The 16,392-nt window shown below is 68.1% G+C and carries 6 protein-coding genes; 4 read left to right on the top strand and 2 right to left on the bottom strand.

All coding sequences use genetic code 11. From position 1 onward, the window contains the following. A partial coding sequence (locus AC5Y5Z_RS23935) for an SLBB domain-containing protein (protein WP_499927926.1) occupies nt 1-714 on the bottom strand: 714 nt, incomplete at its 3' end. 190 nt (nt 715-904) lie between these two features. Here AC5Y5Z_RS23935 and AC5Y5Z_RS23930 point away from each other — a divergent pair. The 3 genes from AC5Y5Z_RS23930 to AC5Y5Z_RS23920 are packed head-to-tail and all read left to right on the top strand — an operon-like array spanning nt 905 to nt 3,604. Continuing rightward, complete coding sequence (locus AC5Y5Z_RS23930; RefSeq protein ID WP_499927924.1) at nt 905-2,062, top strand: acyl-CoA dehydrogenase family protein; 1,158 nt, start codon at nt 905-907, stop codon at nt 2,060-2,062. Between the two features lie 7 nt (nt 2,063-2,069). Then, a complete protein-coding gene (locus AC5Y5Z_RS23925; RefSeq protein WP_499927922.1) occupies nt 2,070-3,176 on the top strand; it encodes an acyl-CoA dehydrogenase family protein in 1,107 nt (368 codons plus the stop codon). 5 nt (nt 3,177-3,181) lie between these two features. Continuing rightward, nucleotides 3,182-3,604, top strand: coding sequence for a PPOX class F420-dependent oxidoreductase (locus tag AC5Y5Z_RS23920; protein ID WP_463824826.1), 423 nt, complete (start codon nt 3,182-3,184; stop codon nt 3,602-3,604). A 4-nt stretch (nt 3,605-3,608) separates the two neighbouring features. Here the strand turns inward: AC5Y5Z_RS23920 and AC5Y5Z_RS23915 are convergent, their stop codons facing one another. Further along, nucleotides 3,609-14,678, bottom strand: a complete 11,070-nt coding sequence (locus AC5Y5Z_RS23915; RefSeq protein WP_499927919.1) for an SDR family NAD(P)-dependent oxidoreductase — start codon at nt 14,676-14,678, stop codon at nt 3,609-3,611. 216 nt (nt 14,679-14,894) lie between these two features. Between AC5Y5Z_RS23915 and AC5Y5Z_RS23910 the strand changes: the two genes are divergently transcribed. Next, nucleotides 14,895-16,316, top strand: a complete 1,422-nt coding sequence (locus tag AC5Y5Z_RS23910) for a condensation domain-containing protein (RefSeq protein ID WP_499927917.1) — start codon at nt 14,895-14,897, stop codon at nt 16,314-16,316. Nucleotides 16,317-16,392: the final 76 nt, after the last annotated feature.

Raw genomic sequence — 16,392 nt, 5'->3', positions numbered from 1 at the left:
CCCGGGCAGGGCGTCCAGCTGTTCCACGGTCGCCGTGTTCAGGTCGAGCGCCTGCTTTGCGGTACCGGGTTTGCCTGAGGTGGTCGCGACTTGCGATGGCACCGGTCCGGCTGGGCTGCCCGTGCCGACGGAGCTGCCGAGCACCGACGGTTTGCCCGACGGTGGCGCCAGGCCGACGACGATCTGTTCGCCGTCACCGAGCGGGCGGGCCATGTTGAGCCCGATGGTGTCTGCGCCGTCGACCGGCCCGCCGGCGGCCTGCAGTGCGTCGGCGATACGCGCACCTGGCGCCAAGGTCACCAAGCCGGGCTTGCGCACCAGGCCAACGACGCTGACTACGACTGGACCCACCGGTGGGCCGGGGCTGCCCGAGGACCTCGGCCCGGTCGACGAAACCCGTTCCACCGGCGGCAGTTTGGCCGAAGTGACCGGCGCCGGCCGGTCACGCACCAACGTGAAGACGGTGATCAGCACCGCCAGCGCGGCGATCACCGCCAACCCGACGGCACCGGCACGACCCGGATCGGCGCGCACCCGTTCCATCCAGCCGCGTCCACCAGAGGGCTCAGGAAGCCAGCGCGGCAACAACGAGTTCGGGTCGTCTTCGGTACCTGCTTCGCTGTCTTCAGCCTCGGATTCGGCTGCGTCGGAGTCGGTACCCGGGCCGGACCCGAACCGCCGGTGCAGTCGCTCCGCGGGAGGTTCTGTTCGCATGCGCCGACCGTAGGCGCGCCCACCGCCACACCAGCCCGAAAATCGGCACCTCAACACCCGGTTGTGGACTAACCCGAGGCTGTGCACGGGCGCCGGAACGGATGGGTCAAGATGGAACCGGCGCGAACGATCCGGGCCGGACGTCCACCGTCTCTCGACGAGCTCACGTTCACCGACACAGGAGGCTGCAATGAAGCTGGCGCTCACATCCGAGGAAGCCGCGTTCCGCGACGAACTTCGTACCTTCTTCACCACCGAAATCCCCGCCGAGATCCGGGACCGGGTTCGCCAGGGCGGATCGCTGACCCGCGAGCAGATCGTGACCAACCACAAGCTGCTGCACGAGAACGGGCTCGCCGTGCCCGGCTGGCCGGTCGAGTGGGGCGGCAAGGATTGGACACCCACCCAGTCGCAGATCTACAACGACGAGATGCAGCTGGCCAGTGTGCCCGAGCCGCTGAACTTCAACACCAAGATGGTCGGACCGGTGATCGCCGAATTCGGGTCCCAGGAGATCAAGGAACGGTTCCTGCCGCCCACGGCGGCGCTGGACATCTGGTGGTGCCAGGGCTTCTCCGAGCCCGAAGCCGGCTCAGACCTCGCCTCGCTGCGCACCACCGCGGTCCGCGATGGCGACACCTACGTGGTCAACGGGCAGAAGACGTGGACGACACTGGGTCAGTACGCGGACTGGATCTTCTGCCTGGTGCGCACCGATCCGCAGGCACCCAAACGGCAGGCGGGCATCTCGTTCCTGCTCATGGAGATGGACACCCCGGGTATCACGTGGCGCCCGATCAAATTGATCGACGGGGGCGTCGAAGTCAACGAGGTGTTCTTCTCCGATGTCCGGGTTCCCGCCAATCAGCTTGTCGGCGAAGAGAATCAGGGCTGGACGTACGCGAAGTTCCTGTTGGGCAACGAACGCACCGGCATCGCGCAGGTGGGTCGCACCAAGGTGCGGTTGGCCGAGGTGAAGCGGCACGCCGCGGAGAGCGGGCTGCTCGACGACCCGCTGTTCGCCGCGCGGCTGGCCGAAGCCGAAAACGAGGTGCTGGCACTGGAACTCACCCAGGCCCGGGTCGTCTCCGGTTCGTCGGGCGGTAAACCGAACCCAGCTTCGTCGGTGCTCAAATTGCGCGGCAGCCAGTTGCAGCAGCTGTCCACCGAGTTGATGCTCGAGGCGGCCGGTGCCGACGCGCTACCGATCGACGGTGACGAAATCGCTTCGCCGGCTTGGGCGCAAACCAGTGCGCCGCACTACCTGAACTACCGCAAGACCTCGATCTACGGCGGTAGCAACGAAGTTCAACGCAACATCATCGCGTCCACCATTCTGGGATTGTGAGGCAGTCATGGACTTTCAGTTGAGCGAAGAGCAGGTGCTGTTGCGCGACACCGCCCGGGAGCTGTTGTCGCGCAGCTACGACACGGAAAGCCGCAACAAGGTGGTCGACACCGAGCTCGGCTGGAGTCGTGAGGTGTGGAGTCAGTTGGCCGAGACCGGGATTCTGGGTCTCGGTTTCGATCCGGAAGAAGCCGGCCAACTGGAGATCGCCGTGGTCCTCACCGAAGTGGGGCGCCGCCTGGCGCCGGAGCCGATCGTGCACGCTGCCCTGGCCCCGGGTGCGCTGATCGCCGAACTCGGCAGTGCTGCGCAGAAGGAACTGCTCGACGAGGTCGCCGCGGGTCAACGGCTGCTGGCGTTCGCCCACCTGGAGCCCGGACAGCGGGGTGCGTCGGCGGAGATCGCCACTCGCGCTGTGCAGCAAGGTGATTCGTGGACTGTGAGCGGACGCAAGAACCCGGTGCTGGCCGGGCACTGCGCCGAGACGCTGGTGGTCAGCGCGACGTTGCCGGACGGCGGCACCGGCCTGTTCCTGGTCGACGCCGACAATGCCACCCGACGGTCCTACGCCACCTTCGACGGCCAGCGCGGCGCCCAGATCGACCTGGACGACGCCGCCGCCGAACCGCTGGGCGATGCCGCCGACGCCTCGGTGGCGATCCGCAACGCCGTCATCCGGATTCAGTCTTCGCTGTGTGCCGAAGCGCTGGGGGCGATGGAGGAAGCGCTGCGGCTGACCACTGAATACCTGAAAACCCGCAAACAATTCGGGGTCACCTTGAACAAATTCCAGGCGCTGACGCAGCGCGCCGCCGACATGTATGTCTCGCTGGAGTTGGCGCGCAGCATGAATCTGTACGCGGCGATGTCCATCGCCGACGGCAACTACAACCCGGTGATCGCCGCGCGCGCCAAGCTGCAGATCGGGCGCTCCGGCCGGCACATCGGGCAGGAGGCGATCCAACTGCACGGCGGCATCGGCATGACCGCGGAATACCCGGTGGGCCACTACACGGCGCGGCTCACCGCGATCGACAACACGCTGGGCTCCACCGGAGATCAGCTGCGGGTGCTCATCGACAACGTCGGCGAATACGACCTGGCAAAGTTGTAAATCGCATGGCCGAACTGTCCGACCGCGTCATCGCCTTCCTGTCCGAAGGCACTCGGACGGGCATGCTGGCCTTCACCGCCAGCGACGGCCGCCCGCTGGTGGCGCCGGTCTGGTTCGTCGTCGACGACGGCGCACTGGTGTTCACCACCGACAGCAGGACCGCGAAAGGGCGTGCGCTGCAGCGTGATCCACGGGCCACGATCTGCGTCGACGACCCGCACCCGCCCTACTCGTTCGTGCAGGTTCAGGGCCAGGCTTCGGTGAGCGACGATCCGCAGCAGCTGCTGGACATTGCGACCCGAACCGGCGCCCGGTACATGGGCGCCGATCGGGCTGCTGAGTTCGGCCGGCGCAACGCCGTGCCCGGCGAGCTGGTGGTGCGGCTGCGGCCCACCAAGGTGATCGCCGGGTTCGACGTCAGCGACTGACGCGTCAGCCAGCCGGCCCCGGTGCTGATTCGGGCTCGCCGTCCGCGTCCTCGGCCTGCGGGACTTCCCCGTCCGTCTCCGGCAGCTGCTCGGCCAGATACTCGGCCAGCGACCGGATTGTCGGGTAGTCGAAGACCGCCGTGGCGCTGATGGTGAACGCCCCGCCGAACTGCGCGTGCAACCGGTTGCGCAGTTCCACCGCCATCAGCGAGTCGGTACCCAGGTCCAGGAACCGGCTGCTGGCCGCGGGCGGCTGCGCAAGCCGCAGGAACTGTTGCACCTCGTGCTGCAGGTATTCGCTGATGAAGTCGGCGCGTTGCGCTTCCGGCACTTCGTAGAGCTGACGCAACAATTCGCTGTCGCCGGGTGTCGCTGTGGCATCACTGGGCAGCAGGTGGTCGAGGATCGGTGGCCGGGCACCACCGAGCATCTTGGCAAGCCGTTGCCAGTTGGCCTTGATCACGGTGACCTGCCCGGTGCCGTGGGCGAGGATCTCGCCCAGCGCACTCAGGGCCGCGCTGGGCTCCAGCGGAAGCAGGCCCTGTGCACCGAGATTGGCGCGCGCCGCATGTGACGTGGCCATGCCGCCCTTGCCCCACGGACCCCAGTTGATGCTGGCTGCGGGCAAACCTTGGGCCTTGCGGTAGGCGGCGAGGCCGTCCAGCAGTGCATTGGCCGCTGCATAGTTTGCCTGTCCGGGCGAGCCCAGCACGCTGGAGGCCGACGAATACAGCAAGAAGAAATCGAGGTCGTCGTCTGCCGTCAACCGATGCAAATGCCACGCCGCCAACGCTTTCGGTTGCAGGGTTGTCTGGAAGTGCGCCGCGTCCTGCTGGGTCAGCAGCGCGTCGTCAAGCACACCGGCCAGATGGGCCACCCCGGCCAGCGGCGGCAGCTCCGACCGGATCCGCCCCAGCAACTCGGCGGCCGCAGACTCCTCACCGACGTCGGCGGCGAAGGTGTGGATCCGGCACCGGTACCGCTCGGTGATGTCGGCGATGGTCCGCTGCGCCTCGGCATCGGGCTCTCGCCGGCTGGTCAATACGATGTCGCCGGCGCCGAGCTGCGCCAGGTGGGCGGCTGTGTGCAGCCCGAGCGCTCCCAGACCACCGGTGATCAGGTAACTCCGATCACCGTGCAGCTGAAGCGGTTTGGGCATCTGTAGCACGATCTTGCCGATGTGACGTGCCTGCTGCATGCGGCGGAAGGCGGTCTTGGCTTCGGTCAGCGGATAGATCTCCACCGGTAGCGGCGACCACTCGCCGTTGCCCAGTCCCTCCGACACCTCGACCAGCAGACGCTGGATGTGCGCGGGGTCGGACACGATGGTGCCGTCCAGCGCGACGATCTCGTAGGCGATGTCCGGCCGTTCAGCCGCCATCTGTTCCGGCGACCAGATGTCGCGCTTGGCGATTTCGGCGAATCGTCCGTTGCGCGCGGTGGCCCGCACGGTGGCAGCGACGAACCCGTCATTGGTCAGGCTGTTGAGCACCACGTCGACACCGGCTCCCCCGGTGTCGGCGAGGATCTGGTCGGCGAAATCCGTACTGCGCGAGTCATAGACGTACTGCACGCCCAGTTTGCGCAGCATGGCCCGCTTATAGGTGCTGGCGGTGGCGAAGACCGTGGCACCGTGCTGTTGGGCCAACTGGACCGCGGCCAGCCCGACCCCACCGCTGGCTGCATGCACCAAGACCCGGTCGCCCGGCCGCAGCTTGGCCCAGTCGAACGCGAGTCGCGCGGTGAGTGCGGCGGCGGGAATGCTGGCCGCGTCGACCGCGCTCAGTCCCTTCGGAACGGGCGCCAGCAACTGCGCCGGCACGTTGACCCGGCTGGCGAACGCGCCCTGCATGAAGCCCATCACGCGTTGGCCGACCGCGAGTCCGGTTACGCCGCTGCCTAATTCGGTGACGATGCCGGAGAAGTCGCCACCGATCAGCCCCGGGTCGCCGGGATACAGGCCGAGCACGTTGAGCACGTCCCGGAAGTTGAGGCCGGCGGCCTCCACCTGGATCTGCACCTGACCCTCGCTGGGCGAGGTGACCTCTGACTCGGTCAGACGCAGGTTGTCGATCGCACCGCGCTCGGTCGGCGCCAGCACGTAGTCGCCGGCGCGGGGTACCGCGAGATGTCCGCTGCGGGCCCACGGCATCAGCCGCGAAACCAGGTACTTTCCTTGCCGCAGCGCGAATTCGGGTTCCTCGCCGGGGGCGCCGAGCAGTCTGGCCAGCGCGGACACCGCTTCCTCGGACCCGTCGTGGTCGACCAGGCGGCAGCGCAGGATCGGTTGTTCGGCGACGATGGTCCGTCCCAGCCCCCACAGCGCGGATTGCACCGGGTCGACGGGCTCACCCGGTTCTGCGGCGACGGCTCGTTCGGTGACGATCCACAGTCCGCCGGTGAGTTTCACCGTTTCGTCAGCCAGCAGCGGTTGCACCACGTCGATCACTTCGCCGATCTCGGTCTGCAGGCGCTGCGCGAACTCGGCGCTGGACTCCTCGCCGGCCGGTCCGGAGCTGCCGCGCAGCACGATCCCGGAAATCGGCATTCCGCGGTCCTGGGCCTGCGCGATAAGCTGCCGCCACTGTTCGGCGTCGGCGTTGCGATCCACGCGCAGGCAGCCGGGCAACTCGGTGGCCAGCTCGTCGAATCCGGCGACAAGCCACGTGCCGGAGATGCTCTCATCACCATCGGAGGGCGGCGGCGGCACCTCGTGCCAGCCCAGGGTGTACAGCAGTCTGGTGGCGTCACCTCCGAGCCCACGCAACAACGCCTCGCGGGGCGCGCGCTTCACGGTGAACTCGCGGATTCCGCCCAACAGGCGCCCGTCCCGGTCCACGAAATCGAGGTCGAAGACCTGTGTTTCGTTGTCCAGTGCATTGCCGTGCCACTTCGCCCGGCAGAAGAACCGGCGTGGCATCCGTTCGCGCAGCATCACTCGGCCGTACCGCAGCGGCAGAAACAGGTCGGCCACGCCGTGCTCGGCTGCCAGCAGCGCGGGGAACGCCGGGAAGGCGACACCGGTGCACAGGTCCAGCAGCACCGGATGGATCGGTTCCCCGCCGAGGTGCTCGCTGAGTTCGTCGCCGACGACGACATCGCCGATCGCCTCGCCTTCACCCACCCACAATGACTTCAGGGACGTCGACCAGGTTGGCCCCCAGGCCAATTCCATGTCGGCGAAGGTTTCGAACAGCTGTTGCGGCCGGGTGCGGCTCAGCTGCTCGGTCGCCGCTTCGACGGAATCCTCGGTATCCAGCGCCGACTCGTCGTCCACACCGGTCACGACGGTCCCGTCGGCGTTCAGCGACCAGTCGACATCGCGCACCCCGTAGGGGCGGCTGTGCACCTTGAAGGTGAAGCCGCTGCCATCCTCGGTCGGGGTCAGCGTCAGCTGCACCTCACGAGAACTCTTCTCCGGCAGGATGATCGGCTCGTAGAAGAAGACATCCTGCACCCGCGCCGGCGGGCCGACGGCGGCAAGGGCCATCGCCGCGTACGTCGCGCCCGGGACGACGACCGTGCCGTAGATGACGTGATGAGCCAGCCACGGCTGCGATTTGACCGACAACCGGCTGGTGTAGACGGCGTCACCGGAGGCAAGGTCTTTTGCGCTGCCCAGGATCCCGGACGCCGCGACACCTTCGCCGCCGCCGATGATGCCGGAGGTCTTGGGCCAGAAGTGCCGGCGCTGAAACGGATAGGTCGGCAGTTCGAGCCGGCGGCGCGGCGAGTGATACAGCTTGGCGAAATCCGGACGATGCCCCGAAACATAGGCTGTGGCAACCGCTTCGGCGATCTGGCGCCGCGCGTCGGTGCCCTTGCGCAGCGAGACGATCGCGCGGGGCGCGGTCGCGTGCTCGGGCCACACCTGCACCGCGGCCGCGGTCAGGATCGGCTGCGGACCCAATTCCATCAACACCGTGCATCCCAGCTGCGCCACCGTGCGCACGCTTTCGGCAAACTGCACCGGCTGACGGGAGTGCCGCCGCCAGTACTGCGCGTTGAGCGGGGTTTCGGCGCTGAGTACCGCGCCGGTGCGGTTGCAGACCAGCGGTCGAGTCGGAACCGCGAACTGGAAACCCGCCGCATACGACTCGAACTCGTCCAGCGCGGGTTCCAGCAGCTCCGAATGGAAGGCGTGGCTGGTGTCCAGCCAGTTGCAGCGGATCCCGTCCTCGCTGAGGGCTTCGACGACCTGCTCCAAGTCCTCGCCCGGGCCCGACAGCACCGTGTTAGGGCCGTTGTAGGCGGCGACCGAAACCCGCGGCGACTTGTCGGCGACGGCCTCGACGTGTCCGGCATCGGCGAAGACTGCGACCATTCTGCCGCCGGCCGGCAGATTGCCGAACAACCGACCGCGTTCGGCGATCAGCCGGGCCCCGTCCTCGAGGCTGAACACCTCGGCCACGCAGGCGGCCGCGTACTGGCCCACGCTGTGCCCGAGAACCACGTCGGGCTCGATGCCCCACGACTGCCACAGCCGGGCCAGACCCATCTCGACGGCAAACAACGCCGGCTGCGCGAAAGACGTGTGCCGCAACGTTTCCGAACTGTCCCGGTCGGTGGCGAACATCACCTCCAACAGTGGGCGCGGCAGCAGGTCATCGACCGCGGCGGCGCACCGCTGCAGGACGTCGGCGAATACCGGCTCGGCAGCGAACAACTCGCGTGCCATGCCCGGGTACTGACTGCCCTGCCCGGTGAACAACCACGCCGTGGTCGGCGGGTCGGCGCATTCGCCGCGCAGCACCCCCGGTCGCAGCCGATTCTCGGTCAACTCGACCAGCTGGTCGCGGGCGTTGCGCACCGGGTCCCCGCCCGGGTCCAGAACCAGCGCGGCCCGGTGTTCGAACTGTGAGCGGCCCACTCCGGCGGTGAAGCAGACGTCGGCGATGTCGACCTCAGGATGCGCGTCGAGCCATTCGCAGTACCGCTGCGCCAACGCCGTCAGCGCCTGCGGGGAGCGCGCCGACAGCGGCAACACCTTGACCTGCTCGTCAGCGGTGTCCGCCGCCGGCGCCACCACCCCGTCGTCATCGGTGGCGGCCAGGTCGTCGACAACCGGCGGCGCCTCCTCGATCAGTACGTGCGCGTTGGTGCCGGTGAAGCCGAACGAGCTCACCCCGGCCCGCCGCGGCCTGCCGTTGGTCTGCCACGGCATCGGCTCGTCCACCACCCGCACCGGTAGCGAACTCCACGGGATATGCGGCGACGGGTTCCCGAAATGCAGTAGGTGCGGCAGCATTTCGTGCTGCATCGACAACACGACTTTGATCAGTCCGGCGACGCCCGCAGCGGACTCGAGGTGGCCGATGTTGGTCTTGACCGATCCGAGCAGCAGGGGCCGGTCGGGGGTGCGGCCGGTACCGTAGGCGGCCGCGGCGGCCTGCACCTCGATCGGGTCACCGAGCGCGGTGCCCGTCCCGTGCGCCTCGAGATAGTCGACGTCGCCGCCGCTTAAACCGGCGCGCGCCAGGGCCGAGGCGATAAGGCGTTGCTGCGCACCGCCGTTGGGCACTGTGAGACCACTGGAAGCGCCGTCCTGGTTGACCGCGCTGCCGCGGATCACCGCGCAGATCCGGTCCCCGGCACGCTCAGCGTCGCTGAGTCTCTTGAGCACCAGAATTCCGCAGCCTTCGCTGCGCACGTACCCGTCGGCCGCGGCGTCGAAGGTCTTGCAACGACCGTCGGGCGAGAGCATCCGGGCTCGGGAGGCGGCGACGATGGACGCGGGGCTCAGCAACACGTTGACCCCGCCGGCCAGCGCCAGATCGCAGTCACCGGAGTGCAGTGCCTGGCAGGCCTGGTGGACAGCCACCAGCGACGAACTGCAGGCAGTGTCCACCGCCACCGCAGGGCCCTCCAGCCCGAGCGCGAACGCCACCCGGCCCGCGATGGCGTTGAGCGCATTGCCGGTGATGAAGTGGGCTTCGATGCTGTCCACCGAGTCCCGCGACAGCAGATGCGAATACTCGTTGGCGGCCACCCCGACGAAGATGCCGCTGCGGCTGCCGCGCAACGCCGTCGGCGAATATCCGGCGCGCTCCAAACCCTCCCAGACGATCTCCAGCATCAACCGCTGCTGAGGATCGATCCACACGGCCTCGCGCGGGGAGATGCCGAAGAACTCCGGATCGAATTCCGCGATGCCTTCCAGGTACCCCCCGTTGCGGCTGTAGATCTTGCCCGGCGTCTCGGGATCCGGGTCGTAGAACTCGTCGATGTCGAACCGGTCCTCGGGGATCTCACGGATCGCGTCGACACCGCCGGACAACAGGTCCCAGTACGCTTCGGGATTGGGCGAACCCGGAAAGCGGCACGCCACCGCGACGATCGCGATCGGCTCGTCGGCGGCTCCGGACGTCAACGACGTCGGCTGGGTCGGCGCCGCGGCCGCCGAGGGCTGGGCACCCAGTCGCAGTACGTCGCCGAGCAGGTAGTCCGCCACGTCGACCAGGCGCGGATGATCCATCGCCAGCGTCGCCGGCAGATCCCTGCCGACGGCCTGCTCGACCCGCCGCCGCAGTTCAACGGCCATCAACGAGTCCATACCGAGGTCGAAGAAGCCGGCCTCCTCGCGGATTTCGGACCCGTCGGTCCGGGTCACGTCCGCCACCACGTCGCGCAGGAACTCGACCAGAATCTTCTTGCGCTGCTGCACCGGAGCCGCGGTCAGCTGCTCGACCAATCGAGTGGGACCGGATGCCCCCGATGCCGCTGCCGCCGTTCCGGACTCGGGCACCTCGCGCTCGAGCTCCGCGAGGAAGGACCGCCGGCCACCCAGCTGGTACAGCGGCAGGAAGCGGGCCCAATCAACCCGTGCCACAGCGCCGTTCGGGGTCTCCGATGCCGCCGCCATGACCTCGGCCATCCCGGCCAGCGCGTCAGCGGACGACAGAGCTTTGACGCCGCGCTGCTCGAGACGGGCGCGGGCGTCCTCGTCGGCCATGCCGGACGCTCCGGACAGCCCGGACATCCAGGGACCGAAGTTCACGCTCATGGCGGGCACGCCCTGTTCGCGCAACCGCCACACCAACCCGTCGAGGAAGGCGTTGGCGGCACTGTAGGCGGTCTGGCCGAAGCTGCCCCAGACCGCGGCGATCGAGGAGGTGCACAGGAAGAAGTCCAGTTTCTGGTCCCCGGGCAAATCCGCCACAGCCTCACTCAAATGCCAAGCGCCCCAGACTTTTCCAGCAAAGACACGGTCGACTTCGGTGTCCTCGAGAGTCTGCAGGGGTGTGTTGCCGATCTCGCCGGCGGCGTGCACGATGCCTGCCAGCGCGGGCAGCTCGGACTGCACGGTGGCCATCAGGCGGGCCACGTCGTGCGGGTCGGCGACGTCGGCCGCGACCACCCTGATCTGGCAGTCATGCTCGCCGCTGATGGCCTCGATGCGCTGCCGGGCACCGTCACCGGGCGCCCGCCGACCGGTCAACACCAGCTGCCGGGCACCGCGCGACGCCAGGTATCCGGCAATCTCCAGACCGACGACACCCAGCCCACCGGTCACCAGATACGTTGCGTCAGAACGGAGTTGCAGCGGCGCGGCGACCGGCAGGCCGGGCCGACGGTGCAGCCGGGGAACGTAGACAGCCTGGTCGCGCAACGCGATCTGGTCTTCTCGGACCGCCGAGTTGGGTGAGGTCACGGCCAGCTGGTCGATCAGTCGGGACCACTCGTCGGTGCTGCCGTCGGGCAGGTCTGCCAGCCCGCCCCACACCTGCGGATGCTCCAGCGCGGCCGCGCGACCGAATCCCCAGAGGCAGCTCTGCACCGGCGACACGACGTCGGCGTCGACGACCCGCTGCGCACCGCGGGTGACCAGCCAGATAGGGGTACGCAGTTCGGCGGCAACGGCGGCGCGGAACAGGTGTTTGGCTCCGCCGAGCACCCGGTGCTGCATCCGCAGCAGCGAACGCATCGACGGCGCAGTGGAGACACCGCCGCGTTCCAGGGCAGCCAGGCACAGGATGCGCAGCGAGGGTTCCTCGGCCACCGCGGCGCGCAATGCGGCTTCGAGTCGGTCGCGGTCCGCGTCGGAGGCCGGCAACCCGAGGATCCGGTACCGGTGACCCCGCGCGGTCAGCGCCTCGGTCAACGACGCGGCGAGTTCGGCGTCGTCACCGATGAGCAGCCAGGCCGAGCCCTCACCGGCGCCCACCTTGGCCACCGCAGACTTCTGCCAGCGCATCTCGTAGCGCGCGTCGACGATCGACTGCACCGCCCGCTGGCGATTATGCTGCGCGGCAAACTTTTTCAAAATTTCCGCAGTCTGTTGGTTGCCGCTGTCACCGTCGAGCAGCGCGGCGAGTTCGTCGATCCGGCCGTCCTCGAGCAGGCGCACCGCCTCGGTCCGCGCAGCGGGGGCGGCGGTCTCGGCGACCGGGGCGCGGCTGTCTCGGTACCAGTACGGGCGGCGCTGGAACGGGTAAGTGGGCAGGTCGAGCTTGTGGGTGGCCCCATGCTGCAGCGCGCCGAAATCAGGCAGGTGCCCCGTGGTGTAGGCGCTGGCCAGGGCTTCGGTGATCTGGCGGTGGTCGGCACCGTTGCGGCGCAGCGACGCGATCGCGCGCGGCGCGGTGGCCGGGTCGGGCCAGACCCGCAGTGCCGCGGCGGTGAGCACCGGCTGCGGCCCGACCTCCAGCAGTGCCGCGCAGCCGAGGTCGGCCAAAGTGGCCACGCTCTTGGCGAATTCGATCGGCTGGCGCGCATGACGACGCCAGTAGCGCGCGTCCAGTTTCACCGTCCTGCCCAGCGCGGCACCGGTGCGGTTGCACACCAGCAGACGCTGCGGCGAGCGGTATTCGAAACGGCTTGCGTACGACTCGAATTCGTCGAGGGCCGGATCCAACAGCGCCGAGTGGAACGCGTGGCTGGTGTCCAGCCAGTCGCACCGCACTCCGTCGGCGGTCAGTGCGGCCACCGCCCGGTCCAGATCCTCGGCAGGTCCCGACAGCACGGTGTTGGCGCCGTTGTAGGCGGCCACCGAGAGTCGGGGGAATTCGTCGGTGAAGCTCTCCACCCGCTCGGCGGCGGCGAACACCGCAACCATCCGGCCACCCGCGGGCAGGTTCCCGAACAGACGGCCGCGTTCGGCGAGCAGCAACGCGCCGTCTTCGAGGCTGAAGACACCGGCGACGCAGGCCGCCGAGTACTGGCCGACGCTGTGCCCGAGCACGACGTCGGGCTGAAGTCCCCACGACTGCCAGAGCCGGGCCAGACCCATCTCCACCGCGAACAGGGCGGGCTGGGCATAGCTGGTCTGGCGCAAGGTGTCTGATCCGTCGGGCGCGAAGATGACGTCCAGCAGCGGCTGGTCCAGCACGGCGTCGACCACTGCCGCGCACCGGGTCATCGTCTCGGCAAACACCGGTTCGGTCTCGAACAACTCCCGGGCCATGCCGGCGAACTGGCTGCCCTGGCCGGGGAACAGCCAGGCCGTCTTCGGGACGTCGGCAGCGGACTCACCGCGCACCAGGCCGGGGGCCGGTCGGTCGTCGGCCAGCGCGCCCAACAGCTCACTCGCGGACTCCACCGAATTCACCACCAGCGCGGCGCGGTGCTCGAAGTGGGAACGACCCACACCGGCGGTGAAGCACAGATCGGTCAGAGCGGCCTCGGGATGCGCGGTCATCCACTCGCGATACCGCTGCGCGAGCTGCACCAGGGCGGCCGGGCTGCGGGCCGACAGCGGCAGCAGGCTGAACCGGCGGTCCTCACTGTCGTCGATCACGGCGGGTGCGGGCACCCGAGCGGGCGCTTCTTCGAGGATGACGTGCGCGTTGGTCCCGGAGAACCCGAACGAACTGACCCCGGCGATGCGCGGCGCGCCGTTGCGTTCCCAGGCGGTGGCCTCCTGCACGACGCGCACCGCGAGCCGGTCCCACGGGATGTGCGGCGACGGTTTGCGGAAATTCAGGTGCTTGGGCAGCGCCTCGTGCTCCAGCGCCAGGATGACCTTGATCACACCTGCGATTCCGGCGGCCGCTTCCAGGTGCCCGATGTTGGTCTTCACCGACCCGATCAGCAGCGGGCGGCCCGGGTCGCGACCCTTGCCGAGCGCCGCACCGGCGGCCTGCACCTCGATCGGATCACCCAGCGAGGTCCCGGTCCCGTGCGCCTCCAGGTATCCGACGTCACTGGCTGCGACGCCGGCGCGGTGCAGGGCCTCGGTGATCACCCGCTGCTGGGCGACCCCGTTGGGAACCGTCAGACCACCCGAAGCGCCGTCCTGATTGATCGCGCTGCCGCGAATCACGGCCCGGATACGGTCGCCATCGCGGATCGCGTCGTCGAGCCGTTTGATGACGATGACGCCGCAACCCTCGCCCCGCACGTAGCCGTCTGCGGCCGCGTCGAACGTCTTGCAGCGTCCGTCCGGCGCAAGCATGTGCGCATGCGAGAACGTGATCATGGTCGCGGGGCTGAGCAGCACGTTGGCCCCGCCGGCCAGCGCCAGGTCACACTCGCCCAACCGCAGCGCCTGGCACGCCTGATGGATCGCCACCAGCGACGAGCTGCACGCGGTGTCGACCGTCACCGCCGGGCCCTGCAGTCCCAGGCGATAACTGATCCGGCCGGCTGCCGCAGCAGCCGCCGTGCCGATCGCCATGTAGGCCTCGATCTCGGCGTAGTCGAGTTCGTCGGACGCCATGCCCAGGTAGTCATGGGTGGACAGACCCATGAACACCCCGGTGTTGGAATTGGCCAGCGCCATCGGGGCGGTACCGGAATGCTCCACCGCCTGCCATGCCGTCTCCAGCAGCAGCCGATGCTGCGGGTCCATCAACCGCACCTCGCGGGTCGACACCCCGAAGAACGGCGCGTCGAACCCCGTCACGTCCTCGATGAATCCTGCGCGGCGCGCAACCATTTTTCCCGGCGCGTCCGGATCGGGGTCGAAGAACTCATCGACGTCCCACCGGTCCCGGGGCACGTCGGAGACCGCATCGCGGCCCTGCCGCAGCACGTCCCAGAACTCGTCTGCATCGGCAGCACCGGGGAACCGCGCCGCATAACCGACGATTGCAAACCCTGATGTCGGCCCCGTCGGTTCCGCCACGATTGCCATGCATTGCCCTCTCTGGTCGGCCGGCCCGGTTGCGCTGCAGCCGCACCCTTCCCGCGCCCAGTATGGCAAGCGAGCGGATCCGCCACGCCGCGACTAAGCAAGGTCACAGGTTGCGACCCCGTTCCGGCCGTGCTCACCGGTGCCATCGGGGAACGGTTATGTTGATCTGGGTAACAGCGCGGCCGCACCGGGGTAGCGCAGACCCGGGAGGAAATATTGCGCATCGGGAAAATCACGATCGGCACCATCAATCAATGGAGCTTTCGGCCCGGGACGGTTATCTCCTGGCACCCGACCGATGCAGCGCGGGAAAAGGCACGGCAGGCTCCGGTCAGTTCGGTTCCGGTCAGCTACATGCAGGCCCAGCATCTGCGCAATTATCACGAGCGCACCTCCGCGGGACTCGACTTTTCCCGGCTCATCCTCGCCGGCTGCGAGGTTCCCGGTCACTGCGATATCGACATCATGGATCGTGCACTCAACGCCTACCTGCGCCGCCACGACACCTACCGCAGCTGGTTCGAATGCACCGACACCGGTGATCTGGTCCGCCACACCCTCGCCGATCCGACGGACATCGAATTCGCTCCGGTCAATCACGGTCAAATGGATGCCGACGAGATTCGGCGGCATGTGATCTCCACACCGAATCCCCTGGAATGGGGTTGCTTCAGCTTCGGCATCGTGCAGAGTGACGACCAGTTCACCTTCTATGCCAGCATCGACCACGTCCACGGGGACGCGACGCTGATCGGCATCACCATGCTGGAATCTCACGCGATGTATCAGTCGCTGACCGCCGGCAACGGACCGCTCGCCTTGCCCGAGACCGGCAGCTACGACGACTTCTGCGTCCAGCAGCGTGACTTCACCGCGCAGTTGACCGAGGATTCGCCACAGGTGCGCGCCTGGATCGACTTCGCCGAAAACAACGGCGGCGGCTTTCCCGAATTCCCGCTTCCGCTGGGCAATCCGCTCAAGCCGTCCGACAGCGACATGGTCACCCTCCAACTGATGGACCCGGAGCAGACGGCCCAATTCGAATCCGCGTGCGACGGTGCCGGCGCCCGGTTCATCGGCGGCCTGTTCGCCTGCATGGCCCTGGTCGAACATGAGTTCACCGGTGCCCTGACCTACTACGGCCTGACCCCGCGCGATACCCGCCGCACGTCGGAGAATTTCATGACCCAGGGCTGGTTCACCGGCTTGGTCCCGATCACCATTCCGATCGCCGCGGCATCGTTCGGGGACGCGGCGTGGGCCGCGCAGAATTCCTTCGACTCGGGCCTGGACATGGCGAAGGTCCCGTTCTACCGGGTGCTGGAGTTGGCCCCTTGGCTCAACTGGCCCCGGCCGAATTTCCCGGTCTCGAATTTTCTGCACGGCGACGCGGCTCCGCTCAACGCCGTGTTGGCCGCCGCCGACATGGGTTATGCCGACAACATCGGGATCTACTCCGACGGCCGGTATTCCTATCAACTGACCATCTACATATTCCGGTACGGGCAGGGCACTTCGATGGCGGTGATGTTCCCCGACAACCCGGTCGCGCAGAAGTCCGTCGCCCGCTACCTGCAGGCGATGAAGTCGGTGTGCACCCGAGTTGCTGAGAGCGGTGATTGGGGCCGCGTTGCGTAGTGTGGGGTAGTTCGATGGATAGCGCTGTCCCGAAATGCCCGGTCTCCGATCCGGCGCGGTGCGACGTTTCGCGCGG

This window comes from Mycobacterium sp. NGS29 (assembly GCF_059812965.1).
This window is presented reverse-complemented; position numbering and strand designations above follow the sequence as displayed.